The 19,218-nt window shown below is 42.4% G+C and carries 17 protein-coding genes and 2 tRNA genes; 9 read left to right on the forward strand and 10 right to left on the reverse strand.

Annotated features, from left to right (window positions below; all coding sequences use genetic code 11):
* Positions 1 to 24: 24 nt before the first annotated feature.
* From AAU57_RS03715 to AAU57_RS03740, 6 genes are all read left to right on the forward strand, one after another.
* A complete protein-coding gene (locus AAU57_RS03715) occupies positions 25 to 870 on the forward strand; it encodes an OmpH family outer membrane protein (protein WP_055411650.1) in 846 nt (281 codons plus the stop codon).
* A 60-nt stretch (positions 871 to 930) separates the two neighbouring features.
* Positions 931 to 1,452: an OmpH family outer membrane protein gene (locus AAU57_RS03720; protein WP_055413656.1), complete on the forward strand. Its 522-nt coding sequence runs from the start codon at positions 931 to 933 to the stop codon at positions 1,450 to 1,452.
* Between the two features lie 87 nt (positions 1,453 to 1,539).
* Entirely contained in the window at positions 1,540 to 2,328 is a 789-nt protein-coding gene (gene murI / locus AAU57_RS03725; RefSeq protein ID WP_055411651.1) for a glutamate racemase, read from the forward strand.
* A gap of 92 nt (positions 2,329 to 2,420) precedes the next feature.
* Positions 2,421 to 5,039: a DNA mismatch repair protein MutS gene (gene mutS / locus AAU57_RS03730; protein ID WP_055411652.1), complete on the forward strand. Its 2,619-nt coding sequence runs from the start codon at positions 2,421 to 2,423 to the stop codon at positions 5,037 to 5,039.
* A gap of 104 nt (positions 5,040 to 5,143) precedes the next feature.
* Positions 5,144 to 5,215: transfer RNA gene (locus AAU57_RS03735), tRNA-Gly, on the forward strand.
* A gap of 64 nt (positions 5,216 to 5,279) precedes the next feature.
* Positions 5,280 to 5,365: transfer RNA gene (locus tag AAU57_RS03740), tRNA-Leu, on the forward strand.
* Between the two features lie 206 nt (positions 5,366 to 5,571).
* On the opposite strand, the gene AAU57_RS03745 is transcribed toward AAU57_RS03740, so the two are convergent.
* The gene (locus AAU57_RS03745) at positions 5,572 to 6,186 is read right to left on the reverse strand and encodes a MarC family protein (RefSeq protein WP_055411653.1); all 615 of its coding nucleotides are present in this window, start codon (positions 6,184 to 6,186) and stop codon (positions 5,572 to 5,574) included.
* A gap of 1 nt (position 6,187) precedes the next feature.
* Entirely contained in the window at positions 6,188 to 6,724 is a 537-nt protein-coding gene (locus AAU57_RS03750; protein WP_055413657.1) for a DUF3124 domain-containing protein, read from the reverse strand.
* A gap of 359 nt (positions 6,725 to 7,083) precedes the next feature.
* On the opposite strand from AAU57_RS03750, the gene epsC reads away from it, so the two are divergent.
* Together epsC and cysM are read left to right on the forward strand one after the other, a co-directional pair.
* Complete coding sequence (gene epsC, locus AAU57_RS03755; protein WP_055411654.1) at positions 7,084 to 7,878, forward strand: serine O-acetyltransferase EpsC; 795 nt, start codon at positions 7,084 to 7,086, stop codon at positions 7,876 to 7,878.
* Positions 7,875 to 8,771 (forward strand): cysteine synthase CysM, encoded by an 897-nt coding sequence (cysM, locus tag AAU57_RS03760; RefSeq protein WP_055411655.1) that lies wholly within the window; start codon positions 7,875 to 7,877, stop codon positions 8,769 to 8,771. The genes epsC and cysM overlap by 4 nt, the downstream gene beginning before the upstream one ends.
* 86 nt (positions 8,772 to 8,857) lie before the next feature.
* On the opposite strand, the gene AAU57_RS03765 is transcribed toward cysM, so the two are convergent.
* From AAU57_RS03765 to AAU57_RS03785, 5 genes are all read right to left on the reverse strand, one after another.
* On the reverse strand, positions 8,858 to 9,781 hold the full coding sequence (locus AAU57_RS03765) for a carbohydrate kinase family protein (protein WP_055411656.1): 924 nt from the start codon (positions 9,779 to 9,781) through the stop codon (positions 8,858 to 8,860).
* On the reverse strand, positions 9,781 to 10,947 hold the full coding sequence (locus AAU57_RS03770) for a glycoside hydrolase 100 family protein (RefSeq protein WP_055411657.1): 1,167 nt from the start codon (positions 10,945 to 10,947) through the stop codon (positions 9,781 to 9,783). Before AAU57_RS03770 ends, AAU57_RS03765 begins: the two co-directional genes overlap by 1 nt.
* Before the next feature lie 2 nt (positions 10,948 to 10,949).
* Positions 10,950 to 12,332, reverse strand: a complete 1,383-nt coding sequence (locus AAU57_RS03775; protein ID WP_055411658.1) for an MFS transporter — start codon at positions 12,330 to 12,332, stop codon at positions 10,950 to 10,952.
* Positions 12,316 to 12,678 carry a glutaredoxin family protein gene (locus AAU57_RS03780; protein ID WP_055411659.1) on the reverse strand — a complete coding sequence of 121 codons (363 nt, stop codon included), beginning with the start codon at positions 12,676 to 12,678 and terminating at the stop codon, positions 12,316 to 12,318. The genes AAU57_RS03775 and AAU57_RS03780 overlap by 17 nt, the downstream gene beginning before the upstream one ends.
* Positions 12,679 to 12,768: 90 nt before the next feature.
* The gene (locus AAU57_RS03785; protein WP_055411660.1) at positions 12,769 to 15,402 is read right to left on the reverse strand and encodes a TonB-dependent receptor; all 2,634 of its coding nucleotides are present in this window, start codon (positions 15,400 to 15,402) and stop codon (positions 12,769 to 12,771) included.
* Positions 15,403 to 15,553: 151 nt separating this feature from the next.
* Between AAU57_RS03785 and AAU57_RS03790 the strand changes: the two genes are divergently transcribed.
* The gene (locus AAU57_RS03790; protein ID WP_055411661.1) at positions 15,554 to 16,585 is read left to right on the forward strand and encodes a LacI family DNA-binding transcriptional regulator; all 1,032 of its coding nucleotides are present in this window, start codon (positions 15,554 to 15,556) and stop codon (positions 16,583 to 16,585) included.
* A 124-nt stretch (positions 16,586 to 16,709) separates the two neighbouring features.
* On the opposite strand, the gene AAU57_RS03795 is transcribed toward AAU57_RS03790, so the two are convergent.
* From AAU57_RS03795 to AAU57_RS03805, 3 genes are all read right to left on the reverse strand, one after another.
* On the reverse strand, positions 16,710 to 16,925 hold the full coding sequence (locus AAU57_RS03795; RefSeq protein ID WP_055411662.1) for a hypothetical protein: 216 nt from the start codon (positions 16,923 to 16,925) through the stop codon (positions 16,710 to 16,712).
* 134 nt (positions 16,926 to 17,059) lie between these two features.
* The gene (locus AAU57_RS03800) at positions 17,060 to 17,845 is read right to left on the reverse strand and encodes a TIGR03915 family putative DNA repair protein (protein ID WP_055411663.1); all 786 of its coding nucleotides are present in this window, start codon (positions 17,843 to 17,845) and stop codon (positions 17,060 to 17,062) included.
* Positions 17,842 to 19,104 (reverse strand): putative DNA modification/repair radical SAM protein, encoded by a 1,263-nt coding sequence (locus AAU57_RS03805; protein ID WP_055411664.1) that lies wholly within the window; start codon positions 19,102 to 19,104, stop codon positions 17,842 to 17,844. The genes AAU57_RS03800 and AAU57_RS03805 overlap by 4 nt, the downstream gene beginning before the upstream one ends.
* Positions 19,105 to 19,218 lie beyond the last annotated feature (114 nt).

Here is a 19,218-nt window from a genome sequence, read left to right on the forward strand (position 1 = left end):
GTTATTTCTTTAAATGATATAATCATGAGAATCAAGAATTACCTTTTACTGTCAATGATGGTTTTATGTTTCGCTTTCGCGAAAGCGCAAAGAGGCATAAGAGTTGGTTACGTTGATATGGAGTACATCTTAGAAAGCGTTCCAGAATACCAGAAAGCGTCAGAGCAATTAGAGCAGCGCATGCAAGGATGGAAGACCGAAATCGAAAAGATGGAGTCTGAAATTGCCCAAATGGAGACTTCTCTCAAGAACGAACGCGTTTTGCTTACTAAGGAATTGATAGAGGAGCGTGAAGAAGAAATAGGCATCAAGCGACAAGCCCTAAATGATTACCAGCAAAAAAGATTTGGCGCGCAAGGTGATTTCATCAAGCAAAAACAACAGTTGATTCAACCAGTCCAAGATCAGGTATTCAACGAGATGCAAAAGATAGGTGAGCAAAAGAAGTATGACATGATCCTTGAGCGATCAGAGACTACCATGCTTTACAGCGATGACCGTCATGATTTGAGTGATGATGTATTAAGAGCCATAGGTCGTACCGGCAAGAAGGCAGATCGTGAAGAAAGAAATCAGTCCAGAAATACTCCAGTTGAGGATGTCAAGGACGAGCCGTATATGTCAGTACAAGAAGCTGCAGATCGTCAGGAAAAAGTAGCTGCAAAAGAGGCGATCATTGATGAGAAGCAAGCCGCCAGAGCAGCAAAATTAAGATTTAGAGACAGCGTAAAAGAAGCTAGAGCAAGAGAATACCAAGAACGTAAAGAGGCAAGTATCAAAGAGCGACAACGTAGAAAAGACAGTGTTCTTGCCGCTCGCAAAGCAGATAAAGAAAAGAAGGAAAATAACAATCCTCCAGACAATAAATAAAGGTTTCAAACCCATTATATTTGCAGCCCGTTACCATAAAATAAAATAACAAAGTTGATAATGAAACAAGTAAAAAATTTAATAGCCATTGCCGCATTTGTAGTTGCAGGAACCTTTACAGCGACCGCACAGACAGCCGCGTCAAAAGTGTGTCACATTGCATCTCAAGAATTGGTTGAAATTATGCCAAAGGCAAAAGCAGCCGAGAAGCAATTGAGAAACCTTGCAAAAACTTATGAGGCAGAGCTGGTAAACATGGATAAAGCTTTACAAACGAAGTCCCAAGAAGCACAGCAAAAAGCTCCTACACGTACTGATGAGGAGAACCAGCGTATCTTGGAGCAAATCCAGGCAGACCGCAAGACTATCGAAGAGTTTTATACCAATTCTCAAAAGTCTCTTTCTCAAAAAAGAACTGATCTATTAAAGCCAGTTTATGAAGAGGCAAGACAAGCGATCTTTAAAGTAGCTAGAGCAAAAGGTTTTGACTATGTTCTTGATTCTACTACGGGAACTGGAGTGATCATGGCAGATGGTTATGATTTGATGCCAGACGTGAAGAAAGCATTAGGTATCCAATAGGAATACACTTAAAAATACAAGAAACCGTCTCTACAATGTAGAGGCGGTTTTATTTTTGGCGTAAATTAAGATCTCAAACAACACATCATTTTGAGTAAGGCACCCTTAGGTTTTTTTGATAGCGGCGTTGGCGGCACTTCAGTTTGGAAAGAAGTGGTTCAGCTCTTGCCACATGAGAACACTATCTATCTCGCCGACTCTAAAAATGCGCCCTACGGTATTAAATCCAGGCAAGAGATCATTGATTTGAGCATCAAGAACACAGAGTATCTGCTTGCCCAAGGTTGTAAGTTAATTGCCGTTCCCTGTAACACGGCCACCACAAATGCCATTGATTATTTGAGAGCTAATTACAAGGTTCCCTTCATAGGTATAGAACCGGCCATAAAGCCCGCAGCCCTAAATTCTGATACCAAAAAAATTGGCATTTTAGCTACTAAAGGTACCTTGTCCAGCCAATTGTTTAAAACCACTCAAGAAAAATTCACAAGAGATATTGCCACAATTGAAGTCACAGGTACTGGCATCGTGGAACTTATTGAATCTGGCAAGAAAGACAGTCGTGAGATGAAATCCCTACTGCAGGCAATCACACAGCCATTCATGACTTCAGGCATTGATTATTTGGTTTTGGGGTGTAGTCATTACCCATATATCAAAACCACGTTGCAGGAATTGCTACCTAAAAACGTTAAGATCATAGATTCTGGTGCAGCCGTGGCAAGGCAGACCTTGGCGGTTTTACAAGAGCAGAATCTTCTCAATACAAGTAGTGACTCAGGACAGCATCGGCTCTTTTCAAATGCAGATCCTACGGTTCTGGAAGAGCTTATTCAGCCTGTAGAAAATGCTACAATTGCCTCATTGGATTTTTGAATAACTTCTGCCCACTGTTGAAAAGTCTAGAGACGAGCCATCGCGCTTCCCTTACCTAAATTGTATTTTTAAAGCTCCTAAAATCAAGCACATTGGCAGCCAAAAGTAAGAAGGTTACACCCTTAATGCAGCAATACAACAAGATCAAGGTAAAATATCCTGATGCTTTGTTGCTCTTCCGTGTGGGCGATTTTTACGAGACCTTTGGCGAGGACGCCGTCAAGACCGCACGTATTCTCAATATTGTTTTGACCAACAGGAACAATGGTGGCGAGCGCACAGAGCTGGCAGGTTTCCCGCACCATTCCTTGAATACCTACTTGCCTAAGCTCGTCCGTGCTGGTGAGCGTGTGGCCATTTGTGATCAACTGGAAGATCCTAAACAGACTAAAAATATCGTCAAACGTGGTGTGACAGAGTTGATTACGCCTGGTGTTTCCCTCAACGATGAAGTCTTGCAGGCGGGCAGTAACAATTTTTTGGCGGCAATATCGCTTTCGCGAAATGTCTATGCCGTGGCATTTCTGGATATATCCACCGGTGAGTTTTTGATAAGCCAAGGAACAAAAGAAGAAGCCGATAAATTATTGCAGAACTTCAATCCTAGTGAGGTCTTGGTGTCTCGCAGCGATAAAAAGCAACTGGCTCAAGACTTTCCTTATGATTTGCCTTTTTTCTACTTAGAAGATTGGGTGTTCCAGATTGATTATGCCAGAGAAAGCCTACTCAAACACTTTAAAGTAAATTCCTTAAAAGGTTATGGAGTAGAAAAGCTGGATGAAGCCCTAATTTCAGCAGGAGCCATTTTACATTACCTCGCCGAAACCCAACACCATCAAATTGACCACATCGCCACCATATCCAGGATAGAAGATGACAGCTTCGTCTGGATGGATCGATTTACCGTGCGTAATTTGGAGCTGTATCAGGCACTCAGTTCTGGTGCCGTTACGTTGATTGATGTCATTGACCAGACGACAACATCCATGGGCGCACGTTTGCTCAAGCGCTGGATGGCGTTCCCGCTTAAAAATGCAGATCAAATAAAAAAGCGACACGATGTGGTCGCTTATTTTAAAGCTCAATCACAAATCAGAGAAGCTATCAAGAATCAGCTCAAAAGTATGAATGATCTTGAGCGTCTGGTTTCAAAAGTCGCTGTCGGTAAGATTTGCCCGCGAGAGGTGATTCAATTGAAGAATAGTTTGTTAGCCATTGCTCCTATCAAGAAACTGGCGATGGAAGCTCCAGACAGTTCATTACAGGTCTTGGGCGAGAGCCTCAACAACTGCACGCACCTTGTTGAGCTCATTCAAGAGCGTCTGGATGAAGAAGCACCTGTCAACATCTTAAAAGGAAAAACCATCGCTAATGGCTTTTATGAAGAGCTGGATGAGCTGCGGGACTTAGCAACTTCAGGAAAGGACTATCTAGATAAGATGCTGGATCGACACAGTAAGGAAACTGGTATTTCCAGCCTAAAAATATCCAGCAATAATGTATTTGGCTATTATATAGAAGTCCGCAATTCCCATAAAGATAAAGTCCCAGAATCCTGGACACGTAAACAAACCCTTGTCAACGCAGAGCGTTACATTACTGAGGAGCTTAAGGAATATGAGGGAAAAATATTGGGTGCAGAAGAACGTATCCATGCCCTGCAACAAGAGCTGTTTGAAAAGGTCGTTCAGGAAATCATTCCCTTTATCAAGGCCATTCAAAACAATGCACATTTGATTGGACAGTTGGACTGTTTGTTGTCCTTTGCAGATCATGCTGTGGCGTCCAATTACACGAGACCAGAGATTTTAGAGACTGATGAATTGGTCATTAAAGGTGGACGTCATCCAGTGATAGAAAAAATGTTGCCCGCAGATCAGCCTTATATTCCTAATGATGTACAACTAGATCGAGAGGAACAGCAAATCATCATGATCACTGGACCCAACATGAGTGGTAAAAGTGCGATCCTAAGACAAACGGCATTGATTGTCCTACTCGCTCAAATAGGAAGTTTTGTTCCTGCAGATGAGGTCAAAATGGGAATCGTAGATAAAATATTTACGAGAGTTGGAGCAAGCGATAACATATCTCAAGGTGAATCTACCTTCATGACAGAAATGAACGAGAGCGCAAGTATCTTGAATAACGTGAGTGACCGCAGTTTGATTTTGCTAGACGAGATAGGTCGTGGTACGAGTACCTATGACGGTATTTCCATCGCCTGGGCCATCACAGAATATCTTCACGAGCATCCATTTAAGGCAAAGACCTTGTTTGCTACCCATTATCACGAGCTCAATGAAATGACGGAACAGTTTGACCGCATCAAAAATTATAATGTTGAGGTCAAAGAATTGAAGGATAAAGTGCTGTTCATGCGCAAGCTAATTCCTGGCGGTAGTCATCATAGTTTTGGAATTCACGTAGCAAAAATGGCGGGCATGCCTCAACAAGTGATTCATAAAGCTCAAAAGATTTTAAAAACTCTTGAAAAGTCGCACCAACGAGAAGATTCTAAAGCTGCCATGAAAGCGGTGCAAGATGAAGAAATGCAATTGAGTTTCTTCAACCTAGACGATCCATTGCTGGAGGAAGTGCGCAATGAAATACTGCAGGTTGACATCAACACCTTAACGCCAGTCGAGGCATTAATGAAATTGAACGAGATAAAACGCATGCTCGTGGGAAAGGATAAAGCCACAGGATAATTTTACATTAAATCCTTTGCAGAATAAGGAAAGTTATTAAATTTGCATCCGCTTTGAAACGTAGTTTTAAAGTGATTGTTCTTCAAATTTTGAAATACAATAATGCGAAAGTAGCTCAGGGGTAGAGCATCACCTTGCCAAGGTGGAGGTCGCGGGTTCAAATCCCGTCTTTCGCTCTAGAAAAAGCCGATTAAACGTCGGCTTTTTTGATCATACCAATGATGTGTCGCTGACACAATCGCTCGAGTGGTGGAATTGGTAGACACGTTGGACTTAAAATCCAATGAGCAGTAATGTTCGTACGGGTTCAAGTCCCGTCTCGAGTACAAAAAAGCTTCTCTTTTAGAGAGGCTTTTTTAGTTTTATTGCATTTTATAATCATTCAGCTTCACTCGTACATCTTCCTCCTTAGTTTTCAACCGCAGCTTTTTAAGTGTGAAGATGTAATGTGTATGGAGTTCGCTTTCGCGAAAGCGAAATAATCATCCATAATAGTGCTCAAATCGAGGTGGATTATAAACTTAAGTTCAGCTTAATTAAGGACGGTGAAGAAATCCTTTAATCCGGTAAGAATGCTTTGTACCGCATAGGATGCGAGTATCAAACCCATCACCTTACTGATGACTGTAATTCCGTAGGAACCTATTCTTTTTTGAACGGCATTTGCAGCAATCAACAGTAGACTTGTTAAGGTGATGACGATAAGAACGAGGACCGTGGTTATGGCTTGTTGCTCTATGCTGTATAGGTTGTTGTTAGTCATGAGTACCACGGCCATGATCGCACCAGGAGAAGCGATGGAAGGGATCGCGATGGGAAAGATGGAAACGTGTTTATAGTCTGTGATTTTACTTTTTTCGCTTTCGGGTTTTCCTTCTCCAAAAATCATGGTCAAGGCAAAAAGAAACAGAATAACTCCACCTGAAATCTGAAAGGCATTCAAAGAGACTTCCATCCCTTCCAGGATAAGTTGGCCTACCACGATAAAAAACAATAGGATCAAGAAGGCGATGAAGGAAGCTCGTAGGGCAATCTTACGTTTGTGTTTCTTGTCAAAGTTTTTTGTTGCTTCCAGATACACAGGTACAGACCCCAACGGATCAATTACCGCGATCAGGAATAAAATGGTGGTGATGATTTCTGTCATGTTATTTTACTCTTTTTCCCTGTGTGGTAAAGGAAAGGCCTTGCTGCCTGTTGGTAGAGTTCATGACACCTTCAAACATAGGTTCTGGAGTCGTAGTTGAGGCTTTCCATTCAAAAAGGAAATTTGATCCTGTGCCGCCAGTGACGTCTTCTTCATCTATAATAATCTCCACGGTTTCCATAGGTGCTAGATAGATGGGCTGATCGAAATAGGTTCTGATCATTTTACCATGCGTATCAAAATATTTGGCACTCAGTACGTAAATAGAATCCGTATCGCTGGTGTTGCGCAGGCTTGCCGTGGCGGTTAGGTTGATACGCTTATGTTCTGATAGGTTATAAATCTGCGAATAGATAGATAGGTAGGTCTTTCCAGTTTCTAAAGAATCCAGTTGAGAGGTATCAGCAGCTCTTTTAGACCAGTTCTCTGGATTGACGGAACTCATTTTTTCCTGTTCCTCGCAACTTGCTAGGGCAAGTGCAAAAAAGCAGAAAGTGTATAGATAGTCTTTAATTCTCAACCTTTTAAATAAGTTCATCTCCATCCTATTTTAAATCATAAAGATACTTATTTGATACCGAGTTATTATCAGGCTCGAGACAGTAGCTCGTTAGGTTTAACAATACTTTTTTTGATTCTAATACTGCTTTCAATATACATGTTCGCTGGTATGCAGAGATCTATCAAGCCTACTTAAGATATCGTTATCAAAAACAAGAGGTCCAATCTTAACGTAACATTCTCAGCCCGCTTCTTATCAAAACTTAGTGCTATATTATCTTTACAGGAATAGCTGGTGGTATACTAAAATGCAGTATGCAGATGGTTTTAAATCATTTGATGATTTTGGATTAATTGATTACCTGGCTGACCACTGCCTTCAAAACTTAATAAAACATGCTTTCGACTCAACTCATAGACGCGATCACCGCCCAAAAGAAGGAAGTTTCGGTTTCCATGAGATTAAAAAGCGAATCACAACGATTTAGCCAGTTGCTGTTTCATGCATTCTTTGATTCAGAAACAGACACTGTCGCAGCACTAAGAGAGTTGGAAGATCTTTTTCTGGTCATACGGAATTTGGCCTGCCCAGACATTAAAGGCAAGCCCTGCAAGACTTGGGAAGACTTTACGGTTGCGATACCAGATTTATTTTGCAGTTTAAAAAAGGATGCTACGGCTATTTATGATAATGACCCAGCAGCAAAATCTCTGGAAGAAGTATACCTGGCCTATCCTGGATTTTTTGCGATTGCTATTTATAGAATGGCTAGAGTTTTTTACAAGCTAGGTTTACCACTTATTCCTAGGCTCATGACCGAATATGCGCACCAGCTTACAGGAATCGATATCCACCCAGGAGCAACCATAGGTGCCTCTTTGTTCATTGATCACGGTACAGGTGTCGTCATAGGCGAGACGGCAGAGATCCATAATCACGTTAAGATTTACCAAGGTGTAACTCTAGGCGCGCTAACGGTAAAAAAATCTCTGCAGGATCAAAAAAGACATCCTACCATACAAGATCATGTTACTATCTATGCTAACGCTACTATTCTAGGTGGCGATACTATAATAGGCGCACGTAGCACTATTGGTGGAAACGCTTGGATAACTTCATCTGTAGATAAAAACACAGTGGCGATATACACGGCACAGATAAAAACATCAACCCAAAAAACAAATTCATGAGTCACTCGATTCTAGATCAGATAGGTAACACGCCACTGGTAAAATCCATGGTGCTTAATACAAATCCCAACGTCACTCTTTATTTTAAAATGGAAGGCGATAATCCTGGTGGCAGTGTTAAGGATAGAGCTGCATTTAACATGATCAAGAGCGCACTGGAAAGAGGTGAGATTGATGAGAATTCCAAACTAATTGAAGCAACCAGCGGTAATACTGGTATCGCGCTTGCCATGATCGCTGGGATCTATCAACTGGATATAGAACTGGTCATGCCAGAGAACGCCACAATAGAACGTGTGCAAACTATGAAAGCTTATGGCGCAAAAGTTATCCTTCATCCAGATGGCATTGAAGGCGCGAGAGATTATGCCACAGATAAAGTAAAAAAAGAAGGATATTTTTCCTTCAACCAGTTTGCTAATGAGGACAACTGGAAGGCGCATTACAAAACCACTGGTCCAGAAATATGGGAAGACACAGATGGCAAAGTCACGCATTTCGTCTCCTCCATGGGAACCACAGGAACGATCATGGGAGCCTCTACCTATTTGAAGGAGCAAAGCAAAAACGTCCAGATCGTCGGCGTACAACCTACAGATGGCTCCAGCATTCCGGGAATACGTAAATGGCCCAAAGAATATCTGCCAGCCATCTTTGATGCCTCAAAAGTAGATCGTGTGATGGAAGTAAGTACAGATCAAGCCAGAGCCATGGCCAGACGTCTCGCTAGGGAAGAAGGCATTTTTTCTGGAATGAGTAGTGGTGGAGCCACCACGGCAGCCTTGCAACTAGCCAATGAACTGGAAAGCGGTGTGATTGTGAGTATCATCTGTGACCGCGGCGACCGTTATCTTTCTTCAGACCTTTTTGAGCAAAATACTGGTAATTTATAGATGAGGTTGATGATGAATTTCGCTTTCGCGCCTGCCTGTCGGCAGACAGGAAAGCGAACTAACAACACATTTTTCACACTGCTTATCTACGGTTGTAGCGATAAGTTTGCAGGTAAGCCGCCAATGGTAGTCAGTTTGATGGAAGCTACTTTAAGCGCAAATTCAACACACTGGTCTAAACTGCGGTTCTCCAGCATGGCGCATAAAAATCCAGACCAGAATGCATCTCCAGCACCAGTAGCATCTTCTACAGATGTGATGGGAATGGCAGGCATTTCGAGTAAGGCGTGATCTCTACGCGAAACTATCACTCCATTACCGCCGCGAGTAAGACAAATCAAATTCGCGCCGTAACCGTGAAGCGTTTCAAAAAGCTCACTGCTGGTCATCGCATCGCCATACAAGCGCTGCATATCATCCATACTTATTTTTATCATGGCGCCGTAGGAGCAGTATTTCTTAATCGTTTTGATCGCCTGATTCTTATCGGGCCATATTCTAGCAGAATAGTTGAGGTCGATGCTTATCAAACAACCGGCAGTAGCGGCCACCTTGACCTTTTCTAAAATAGTGTCACGTGCCGGATTGCGGCTTAAAGCAAAGCAAGTCGTGTGAAAAACAGCGGCTGATTTGATGACATCGTCAGGAAGCTGTGAGTTGATGATTTTACAGTCTGCTTCTCTATAGGCTATAAAGTCTGGAGTTTCAGAAGTTTTTGATACGAGTATGGTGCTCGTGGGAACGTCAGTTACTTTTCTCACATGATCCTGATTCATACCCAGCGATTGCATTTCCTGCAATAGAAAATCTCCTAAACCATCGTCTCCTATGGTTGCTACCAGCGTGGCCTTACAACCCAGCTTGGTGAGATTCATCGCCACATTTGCGGGCGATCCACCTAGAAAACGCTTGAACTCTGCCGTATGGGCGATGTCTGGACTGCTGTGCAAGCCTATAAAATCGATCAGGATCTCGCCCATGCAAATGACTTGTTTGTTGTTGTCTTTCATCAGGATAGCAGTCTTTTACCGTTAATGTATTCCCTCAAGAGAATCTCTCCAGCAGCGCTCCAGGTGCAATATTTGATTCCTATGGCGGCTGTGGTCTGCGTATTGAAGTTTTCGTAATAGCCGTAATCCTCGGCGCTGTTCAGTTGTTTTATGTGGGCTAGGATTTCTTGGCTCTTGTCTTTATGCTGTCCGGCCAGTGCCATTCCATAAAAGCCGTTGACCATTTGCCAGGTGCCACCATTATGGAATTCATAGGCATAGTTGCGGAATTCATACTTGCAATTGTCCGTCAATAATTCCCAATCCTTGTCGCCTTCCTGGATAGGCTCCCAAAAAGCAGGTAATAAGTTAAGCGGTAAAGTAGAGCGCAGCTGTTCTGAGTAGGTAATGACGCTTTCGCGAAAGCGAACTGAACCCAATCCCAGTAACAAAGCAATGGAATTTCCCAAGGCGTCAAACATGGTCTGATAACCCGATGGATTGATCGAAGCCATCCAATAAGGCTTGTCTTCCAGTGATTTATAGGCCCTAGGATGAAACGGATGCTCAAAATTACCTGCGGTATAGTTGCCTTCCAGTATCGTAGTGATGGTACTAATTTGTTCTTCCAAGACACTTGAAGGTTCTAAACTGTGTACGCAGCGTAAGGCCCAAAGTCGCAATACTTGATCGTAGAAGATGTGACCTTCCGTAATATATTCGTCTGCCCAGTTTCCTGATCTGGGAACGTAGATCAAATGGTTGTTGTTGAATTCCCAAGCCTTGAGTAGCTGGAGTCCTTTATGGATTTTGGGAAGCATTTGTTTGAAAAAGTCCCTTTCACCGGTATGTGATGCATAATTGCAAACTCCTATAATAAACCAAGAAATGGTGTCAACACGGCCGGCAAGACCGCCAAAGCTAACTTCACTAGATCCGTTTTCTTTGAAGTGGACGTTTGAAGGTATGTGACCCAATTCATGCTGATGGCTGGCTAGGGTTTCTAGCGTAGACTTAAAGGTCGCGATCAACGAGTCGTCACCATCCAGCAATGCGGCAAGTCCACAAATAACGCCGTCTCTAGCCCAGATGCGCTTGTAGTTGGAAATATCTGAAGCGCTGGCGAGAAAACCGCGATCTGATCGTGCAGCAGCCAAAAGACTTGATGGATCTTGAGTGATTTCCATAATTATTGAACTACTTGATTCTTGCGTTTTACTTTGATAAATAGGGTAAATACCGCTGCCAGTCCCAGGAACACACCTGCCATCTTAATAACGTTAATAGGGTTGCTACCCAACAATTCATAGACAAATCCCTGCATGGTCAAAATCTGGATGATCATAGGGATCACGATGAACATGTTGAAAATACCCATGTAGACTCCTGTTTTTTCTTTTGGGATGGATCCAGCTAGTAATTGATACGGCATTGCCAGCATGGATGCCCATGCGATACCTAGGCCTACGGTTGCCAGATACAAGGTATAAATAGGCGTTGCACCACTACCAAATGGATTAGGGATCGAGAACAAAACTTCTGTAACGCTTAAGTATGGAATACAAAACACACCTATACCACCTAGGATCAAAGCAAAGAAATGAACTCCTTTTGCTCCAATTTTATAGGCTAATGGTACTAACGCAAAGGCCACCATAAAACAAACGATGTTATAGGAGCCGTTCACTTGACCTGTCAGTACTTGGGCTTCTTTAAAACCTGCCGTATCGGTATCTAACGTTCCAAAAAAGGATAAAGACATCGCAGAGGTCAAGTACTGCCAATAGCAAAACATAGCGTACCAGGTAAAGAATTTTACCGGTATCAATTGCTTCATGGTAAGTGGCATTTCTTTAAAGGCCGTGACGATATCCTTCCAGGTTCTTGTCAGGATATTGCCGTGTTCTTTTTCGGCTTTGATGGCAGCGAGCTCTTCTGGAGTTGGCGGGTATTCCTTAGTAGTGTAAACCGATACCAGAATACTGGCAATGGAGGCAAAGGCGCCAATAAAGAAAGCCCAGTACGTCGCTACTGGTATACCGTTATCCATGGTATCTGTCAAAGCAAAGAAGCCTATGGAGATTAAGATAGCTGGAGTGAAATTGGCTAAAGTTGTACCCAAGCCCGTAAAAAAGCTCTGCATCAAAAATCCAAGAGAATGTTGCTTTTTAGGTAAGATATCAGAAACAAAAGCACGGTAAGGTTCCATGGCTATATTGTTTCCAGCATCAAGTATCCATAACAAACTTGCCGCAATCCAGATGGAAGGCGAGTAGGGCATAAATAAAAGCGCTACACTGGCACAGATCGCACCTATCAAAAAGAAAGGCTTGCGACGACCAAATCGTGGCGACCAGGTACCATCACTTATGGCACCAATGATAGGTTGCAAAATCAATCCAGTCACAGGGCCAGCAAGCCACAAAATAGGAATCTCACTTTCCTCAGCGCCTAAATATTTATAAATGGCGCTCATGTTACTTTGTTGCAACCCAAAGCTGAATTGAATCCCGAAGAACCCAAAATTCATGGTCCAGATTTGCCAGAAACTTAGTTTAGCTTTTTGAAACATGATCTTTTGTAAAAGGGATTAATTTTTCAAGAAATTGGTCAAAATCACCGTCATTGATGAGGTATCTGCCAGATTTTTTGATCACTGGCATGTTTAAGTTTTTTAGGTCAATGGACGCTGCCTTCAAACCTTCGATCATTTCCTTTCTTTTGGCAACATTCGTATCCACATCATAAAACGTGTATTCCACTTTGTTTTTGTCCAAAAGAGCTCTTGAATCGTGACAGTAATGACAGTCGTCTATTCCATAAACGATGAGCTGGGTTTCTTGCTGCGTTGACGTTTCGGTTTGTGAGAACGCAAGCGCCCTGGTGAACAAGAAGAGTAAGACAAAAAGGGATTTCATGAGAAAGGCTTTAGGTAAAAAGAGTTGCTGAAAACCTCGCTTTCAGCAACTCCAAGGTACTCATCTAAACTAAAGTAAAAGGGCTAATTTTTAGAATCGGTATCCTAATCCTAGGGAAATGGATCTTCCAGGTACTGGACGTACTCTAATGAAATTGGTTTGACCTTCAGTAATTGCGCCTTCTTCAGACTCTGTGATCCCTAAGGTGTCAAAGATGTTGTTGGCAGATAGGTTTGCTGTCAAATTGTTTGCGATCTGGAAGTTCACGTTACCACTTACAATCAAGAATGCAGGCAATACCAACTGATTACTGTCTTGTGCAAAAGCCTTAGACTGTCCTAGAAAACTTAGGCCTACATTATTTTGTGACTCAGCGCCAAAGCTGTAGGATGGCAAGAAGTTATAGATAAAGTCTGGCTGTCTTCTAGGAGTGTTTCCTGCATTGTCACCAGAGTCAATTTCGGCATTGGTATACGTTACACCACCACGCAGGTTGAGGTTGTCAAATCTGTAAGTACCTTCTAGTTCAATACCTATAGACTTATAATCATTCTCAATAATTTGCTGTGAGGTTGCTTCAAAACCACCTTCTTCTGTTGTTTTTGCATAGAAAGCAGTCGCGTACAATGCACCGTTTTCAAATCCTTGTTTGTAACCTACTTCTGCTTGATTGATAAAGTCCAATGCGTTGATTGCATCACCATCAAGATAGTTGAGTCCCGCAAAGAGTATTCTGTCAGCTTTCGCGGAAGCGCCTCTAGAATATCTTCCAAACACAGCTTGAGACTCTGATAACTTCAAGTTAGCCCCTAAGGAATAAGAGAAATAGTCATAATCGTAATCTACCGTGGTAGGGTTTGCAACGTCAATAGCAGAAACAGACTGCTCGATAAACGAAATATCACCGTCATTGTTCACGTCATAAGTGGTTTGAACTGGTCCTGCAAAAGTTCCATCTACACGGCCTTTATCAAAACGAGCACTTGCATTGAAGTTGAGGTTTTCATTGGCCTCAATGGAAACGTCCACATAAGGAGCGCTCACATTATAATCAGTGTCATAGTTGCGCTGGCAACAGTTACCGAATAGGGTAGCGCCATAGCCAATAAGTCCGTTTTCACTACGAGCGTCGCCATTAGCTGCTGTTGCGTTGATCAATCTAGCGCGGTCTCCAGATGCTTCTAGCAAATAAGAGTTCCACAACCAGGACATGCTTACATTTTGATAAGATTTGAAGTATCCTAAAGTGATATCGATGTTGTCAAATGATTTGGACAACCTCGCATCATTCATAAAGTTGTTGAAGTTGTTGAGCTGTGTGTCAAACAAAACCGTTGGAGCAAGAATGGTGTTGCCAGGAACTGGGCTGCCGTCGTTTGCAAAAGTCAAGTTTGCATAGTCACGTGAGGTAGCAAAATCACCTGCAAGAAAATCGTTAGCCGTCAAGACGCTCGCTGGAAATGGTGAGTTGAATCCACCTTTATTGAAGGAAAATCTACCGCGATTATCAAATCTCCAACCGTCTACCAGATCAAAGGAAGCCTCAACACCTACTGAGGTTGAAATAGGATTCATACCGTTTGCAACGTCAGATCTTCTCAATTCTCCACTGTCACCTAGACCTACATTTTGACGTAAGAATGGTGTGTGTAATGTTTGACCATTAGCATCAAACCCTGCGATGTCATTAAAATCAGGATCGGCGTTTGTTCCAGAAACAGCAATTGGATTAGGTAAGTAAGCAATAGCCTTGTCGTTAAGGTATTTAGCATATAATCTTACGTATCCTTTTTCAAATTCTTTAGTGATATTGAACTTAAACTGACCACCATTGTTAGCCGTATAACCAGCATCTCGTATGCCTTCACCTACACGGTAGAAACCACCCATGTGAAAATAAAGCCCGTCGGCGATAGGAGCGCCGTATTCAAAATCAGTTCTAAAGCTATTGTAATCTGCTCCAAAGGTTGTCCCTAGAGATCCACCTTCTACACGACCTGTTTTGCTAATCAAGTTGATGATGGCACCAGGAGAATTTGAAGAAAGTGTTGATGCAGATCCACCACGTATGGCTTCAATTCTAGCGATATTGGAATCGTATCTGGTAAAAATATCTGCAGTTGCAAAAGACATATCCCCAAAAAGCAGCACCGGTAAACCATCTTCCTGAATCTGTACATACTTTGATCCACCAGAAGAAACCGGCACACCACGTACAGCAATGTTGGAATTCCCTTCACCACCAGAAGATTCTGCGCGTATCCCTGGAATGGTTCTGAAGATCTCTGCCGTTGTTCTAGGTGCAGATTGTTCAATCACCGTAGGCGTTAGGGTAGTAATCGATACAGATGATTCTAATTTTGACTTTGGGTTTGCCACACCAGTAACAACGATGGCGTCTAGGGAAGCAGCATCTTCAGCAAGTTCAAAGTTGAGGACACGGTCAACACCTATAACGCTTAAGGACTTTTCTACTTTGGTGTAACCTATGGAGCTCGCAACAACGATGTAGTCGCCGTCTTCTACATTAGTAATGGTGTAGTTCCCATCAAAATCTGTAATAGCTCCTTTTGTAGTGTTTTGTAGTACAACATTGACATTAAGTAATGGCGTACCGCTCGCGTCTGTGATTTTCCCAGTGATCTTGGACTGTGAGAAACCTACTAGACAAACAAAGAAAGCCAGTAGAAAGGCAATCTTATGAATTGAAGTATTTGTTTTCATGATGCATTATGGATTTGTGAATAATTCCTATTGTGGTTGCTAATCTATTGGCATTAGGCAGTTAAAAAAGCGAAATAGAAAACGAAAACGTTTTCGAAAGTACCGAAAACGTTTTCGATAAATTTTCTTAAATTCGATTAACGCGTTATTTATGAAACCTACCACACTCAAAGAAATAGCAGAAATCCTAGGCATTTCCGTCACCACGGTTTCTAAAGCATTGAAGGACTATCCCGATGTAAGCAAGAAGACCAAAGCCATGGTCAAGGAACTCGCGGTCACCATGAATTACAGGCCTAATTCCTTTGCCGTGAATTTGCGTACCAAGGAATCCAAAACCATAGGTCTGATCATCCCAGAGATTGTCCATCATTTTTTCTCAAGTGTCATTAAAGGAATTATTAGTCAGGCAGAAAAGAAGGGTTATCTGGTCATTATTTTACAAAGTGATGAGTCCTACGTTCTAGAGAAAAGGCAAATGGAGTTGCTGCTTAACAAAAATGTGGATGGACTTTTAATCTCTTTGGCAAATGCCACAGCAGACTTTGATCACTTGACCAATTTTATGGAACAAGGTAAACCTCTAGTGCTCTTTGATAAAGTGGCAAAGATTGTCAACTGCTCAAAAATCATCATCGACGATCGCAAGGCTGCAGAGACTGCCACACAGCATCTCATCGATACCGGTTGTAAACGCATTGCCCATTTTAGAGGGCCGTTGTTGCCTCAAAATTCTATTGATCGGTTTCTGGGATATCGCAAGGCACTGCGTGATAACAATATGGAGTACGACCCGTCCTTAGTCTATATATGCAACGATATGAGCTATGAAGAAGGTGGTAATTATGCAGAGCAGTTGGTCAAGGAACATCCAGATGTCGACGGTGTTTTTATCAATACAGATATGGTTGCCATAGGCGCCATCACCAGACTTAGAGATATGGGAATTAATGTACCGGGCCAAATATCCATTGTAGGATTTAGTAACTGGTTCATGTCATCAGCGATTTCTCCATCGTTGACTACCATTGATCAGCCGGGTTTTGAGATGGGTAAAGTAGCATTCAAACGTTTGTACAAAGAAATGCAGGCCGTCAAGTCAAAAAAGCAATTGCCGCCCACAATCAAAGTGCTGGATACCGCACTGGTAAAACGAGAATCGACTAGATCTGTTACTGTTTAGCAATACATTAGAGTTCGCTTTCCTTTCTGCCGACTGGCGAACGCTAAAGCGCACACTTTTCAAAACCTACGCAAATAAAAATGCAGCGATTACCGCTGCATTCTATAAATTAAAGACTCACTGATTAATTATCATCTGCATCAGTGCGCTCTTCCTGTATTTCTTCTTCGATCTCGTCGCCCAGTTCCTCGATTTCATCACCTACTTTTTCTAGGTTGTCCTCAGTATCTTCTGCAGCGGCCTCGATGGCATCTTCTGCTTTTTCAGCGGTGGATTCACGGCAAGAAGTGGTCGCCAGTAACAAACCTAGGACAGCGGTGCTTAGGAATATTTTTCTCATAATGATGTTGTTTAATGGATGACTAAATCTAGGTCATTATTCTTAAACGTGAAAGCGCGCTGCCAGCCATCAATTTCCGCTTTTTGATGGCAAGGTTACGATCGCGACTTTTGCCGTCCTGGAAAATGGATGGGTTAGTCTATTTTCTCACTCAAGTATTTCCAGTATCGTTTTGGGACGTGTTGCAGGTGCAGCTTCATGTTTTTGCGCGATTCTATGTTGACGCTCTTGAAATATTGATTCCATAGATCACGGTAGTTGTTTTCGCTTTCGCGAAAGCGAGATTCCTGACCAGCTAACTTATTAGTCACGCCTCTTTTTGCTATAGGATCATCAAATTTTATGGTGATCTCTTCTACTTTTTCCAAGTCATAGGAGATCCCAAAATCTCTCTTCAAATCGTAAATGATCCATTTTTGATCTGCATATCTATTTTTAAAATGGCTGCTTATGAGTGGCAACACATTAAAATCTGGCTCGCAATTAGCATAATACACGTCGCCGTCTATGAGGTGAAAGCGTATGAAGGCCTCCATGCGGTGCTTCTCGCGGCCTACCATTTTGGCAGCTTGCGAAATTTTCAAAACGGTCGAGTTCCCGTAATCTCCAAACGGTGCTTTGTTATTCTCAAAGGTGGTCCTGCAATACTCAAAAAGCGTATTCTCGATTCCTATAATTTCACTTAAAAAGGCGCGATAGAGATCGTAAAAATCGTTTTTGCTGGTGAGTTCCTGCAGTTTTTTTAAAACACGTTCTGCCTTGTCGTGTTCTGTAATTACGGTATGTGCCTCACCAAACAGCTGGTTCTGCACCTGCGATTCTGGCTGGATGATGGGGCTTTTTATCTTGTGGGCATAAATGGTAAAAACCGTGGTCAAAAAACCATTGAAAGAACCATCATAAGTCAAGACATTGTTCATGAAAATAGGCTTAATTGATTGGTGAAGTTCTTGCTGTACTTGCTATTGCCTGATAATAGGATTTGGTTCTTTATTTGTATGCCCGTAAGATCGCGCGTCTCAAATTCCCTTGAATTGCACGTGATGAAATACTTGCTACGGTTCATAGAGATCCCAATGGCTTTTAAGTGTTCCCAGTTGAGTTTTCTATAACGGCGTGCACTCAATATTTTGCCTACTGATTTTAAACCAACTCCAGGAATACGTGCCAGCATTCTCTTTTCTGCCTTGTTGATGTCTACAGGGAATTGATCCAGGTTGCGTAGTGCCCACGAAAGTTTGGGATCAATATCCATGTCCAGATTCTGGTACTGGTCGTTGAGTATTTCCCGCACGTCAAAACCATAAAAGCGCAATAGCCAGTCCGTTTGATAGAGTCGGTTCTCACGCATCATAGGGACTTCAGTTCCTAAGGCAGGCAATCTGGAGTCATCTGCCACTGGTACGTAACCAGAATAATAGACGCGCTTCATCTGGAACTTATTGTAAAAATAGTTGGCGCTGTACATCACATCACGATCGCTTTCACCAGTAGCGCCCACGATCATTTGGGTACTTTGCCCGGCAGGTGCATAAACTGGTGTGCTCTTGATGATCTTTTTTTCTGACTTATAAATCTGGATAGAGTTTTGAACCGCTTTCATGGGCTGTATAAAATCCTTGTGGTCCTTATCTGGCGCCAGTAATTTCAAGCCAGCTTTTGTAGGAATCTCAATATTTACTGATAGCCTATCTGCATATAGTCCAGCTTCCTGCATCAGTTCATCGCTCGCGCCAGGTATGGATTTGAGGTGAATGTACCCGTTGAAGTTTTCTTCCAGGCGCAGTTTTTTTGCCACTCGTATCAACCGTTCCATGGTGGCGTCTGGACTTTTGAAGATTCCAGAGCTCAAGAAAAGGCCTTCAATGTAATTGCGTCTGTAAAAATTGATGGTAAGATCTACCACTTCTTGAACGGTAAACGCAGCACGTTTGATATCGTTTGATTTGCGGGTCACGCAGTAGGCGCAGTCAAAGATGCAAACGTTAGTCAATAGAATTTTGAGCAGTGATACACAACGACCATCTTCAGTATAGCTATGGCAAATTCCCATACCGCTGGAATCGCCCAGTCCTTTGTTTTTGTTTTGTCGTTTGCTACCGCTACTGCTGCAACTCACGTCATACTTTGCAGCATCTGCCAGTATCTCCAGTTTTTCCTTTATTCTCTCGTAATTCATAATCGTTGCCCACGTATGTGAGTGTTTTTGCTTAGTTCAAATCTTCTTTATGTCACGCCGCTACATAGCGGTACTGGTTAGAGGTGATCTCAATGCTCCTTAAAAGAACATCAG

It is taken from the genome of Nonlabens sp. YIK11 (assembly GCF_001413925.1).
Taxonomy (GTDB): Bacteria; Bacteroidota; Bacteroidia; order Flavobacteriales; family Flavobacteriaceae; genus Nonlabens.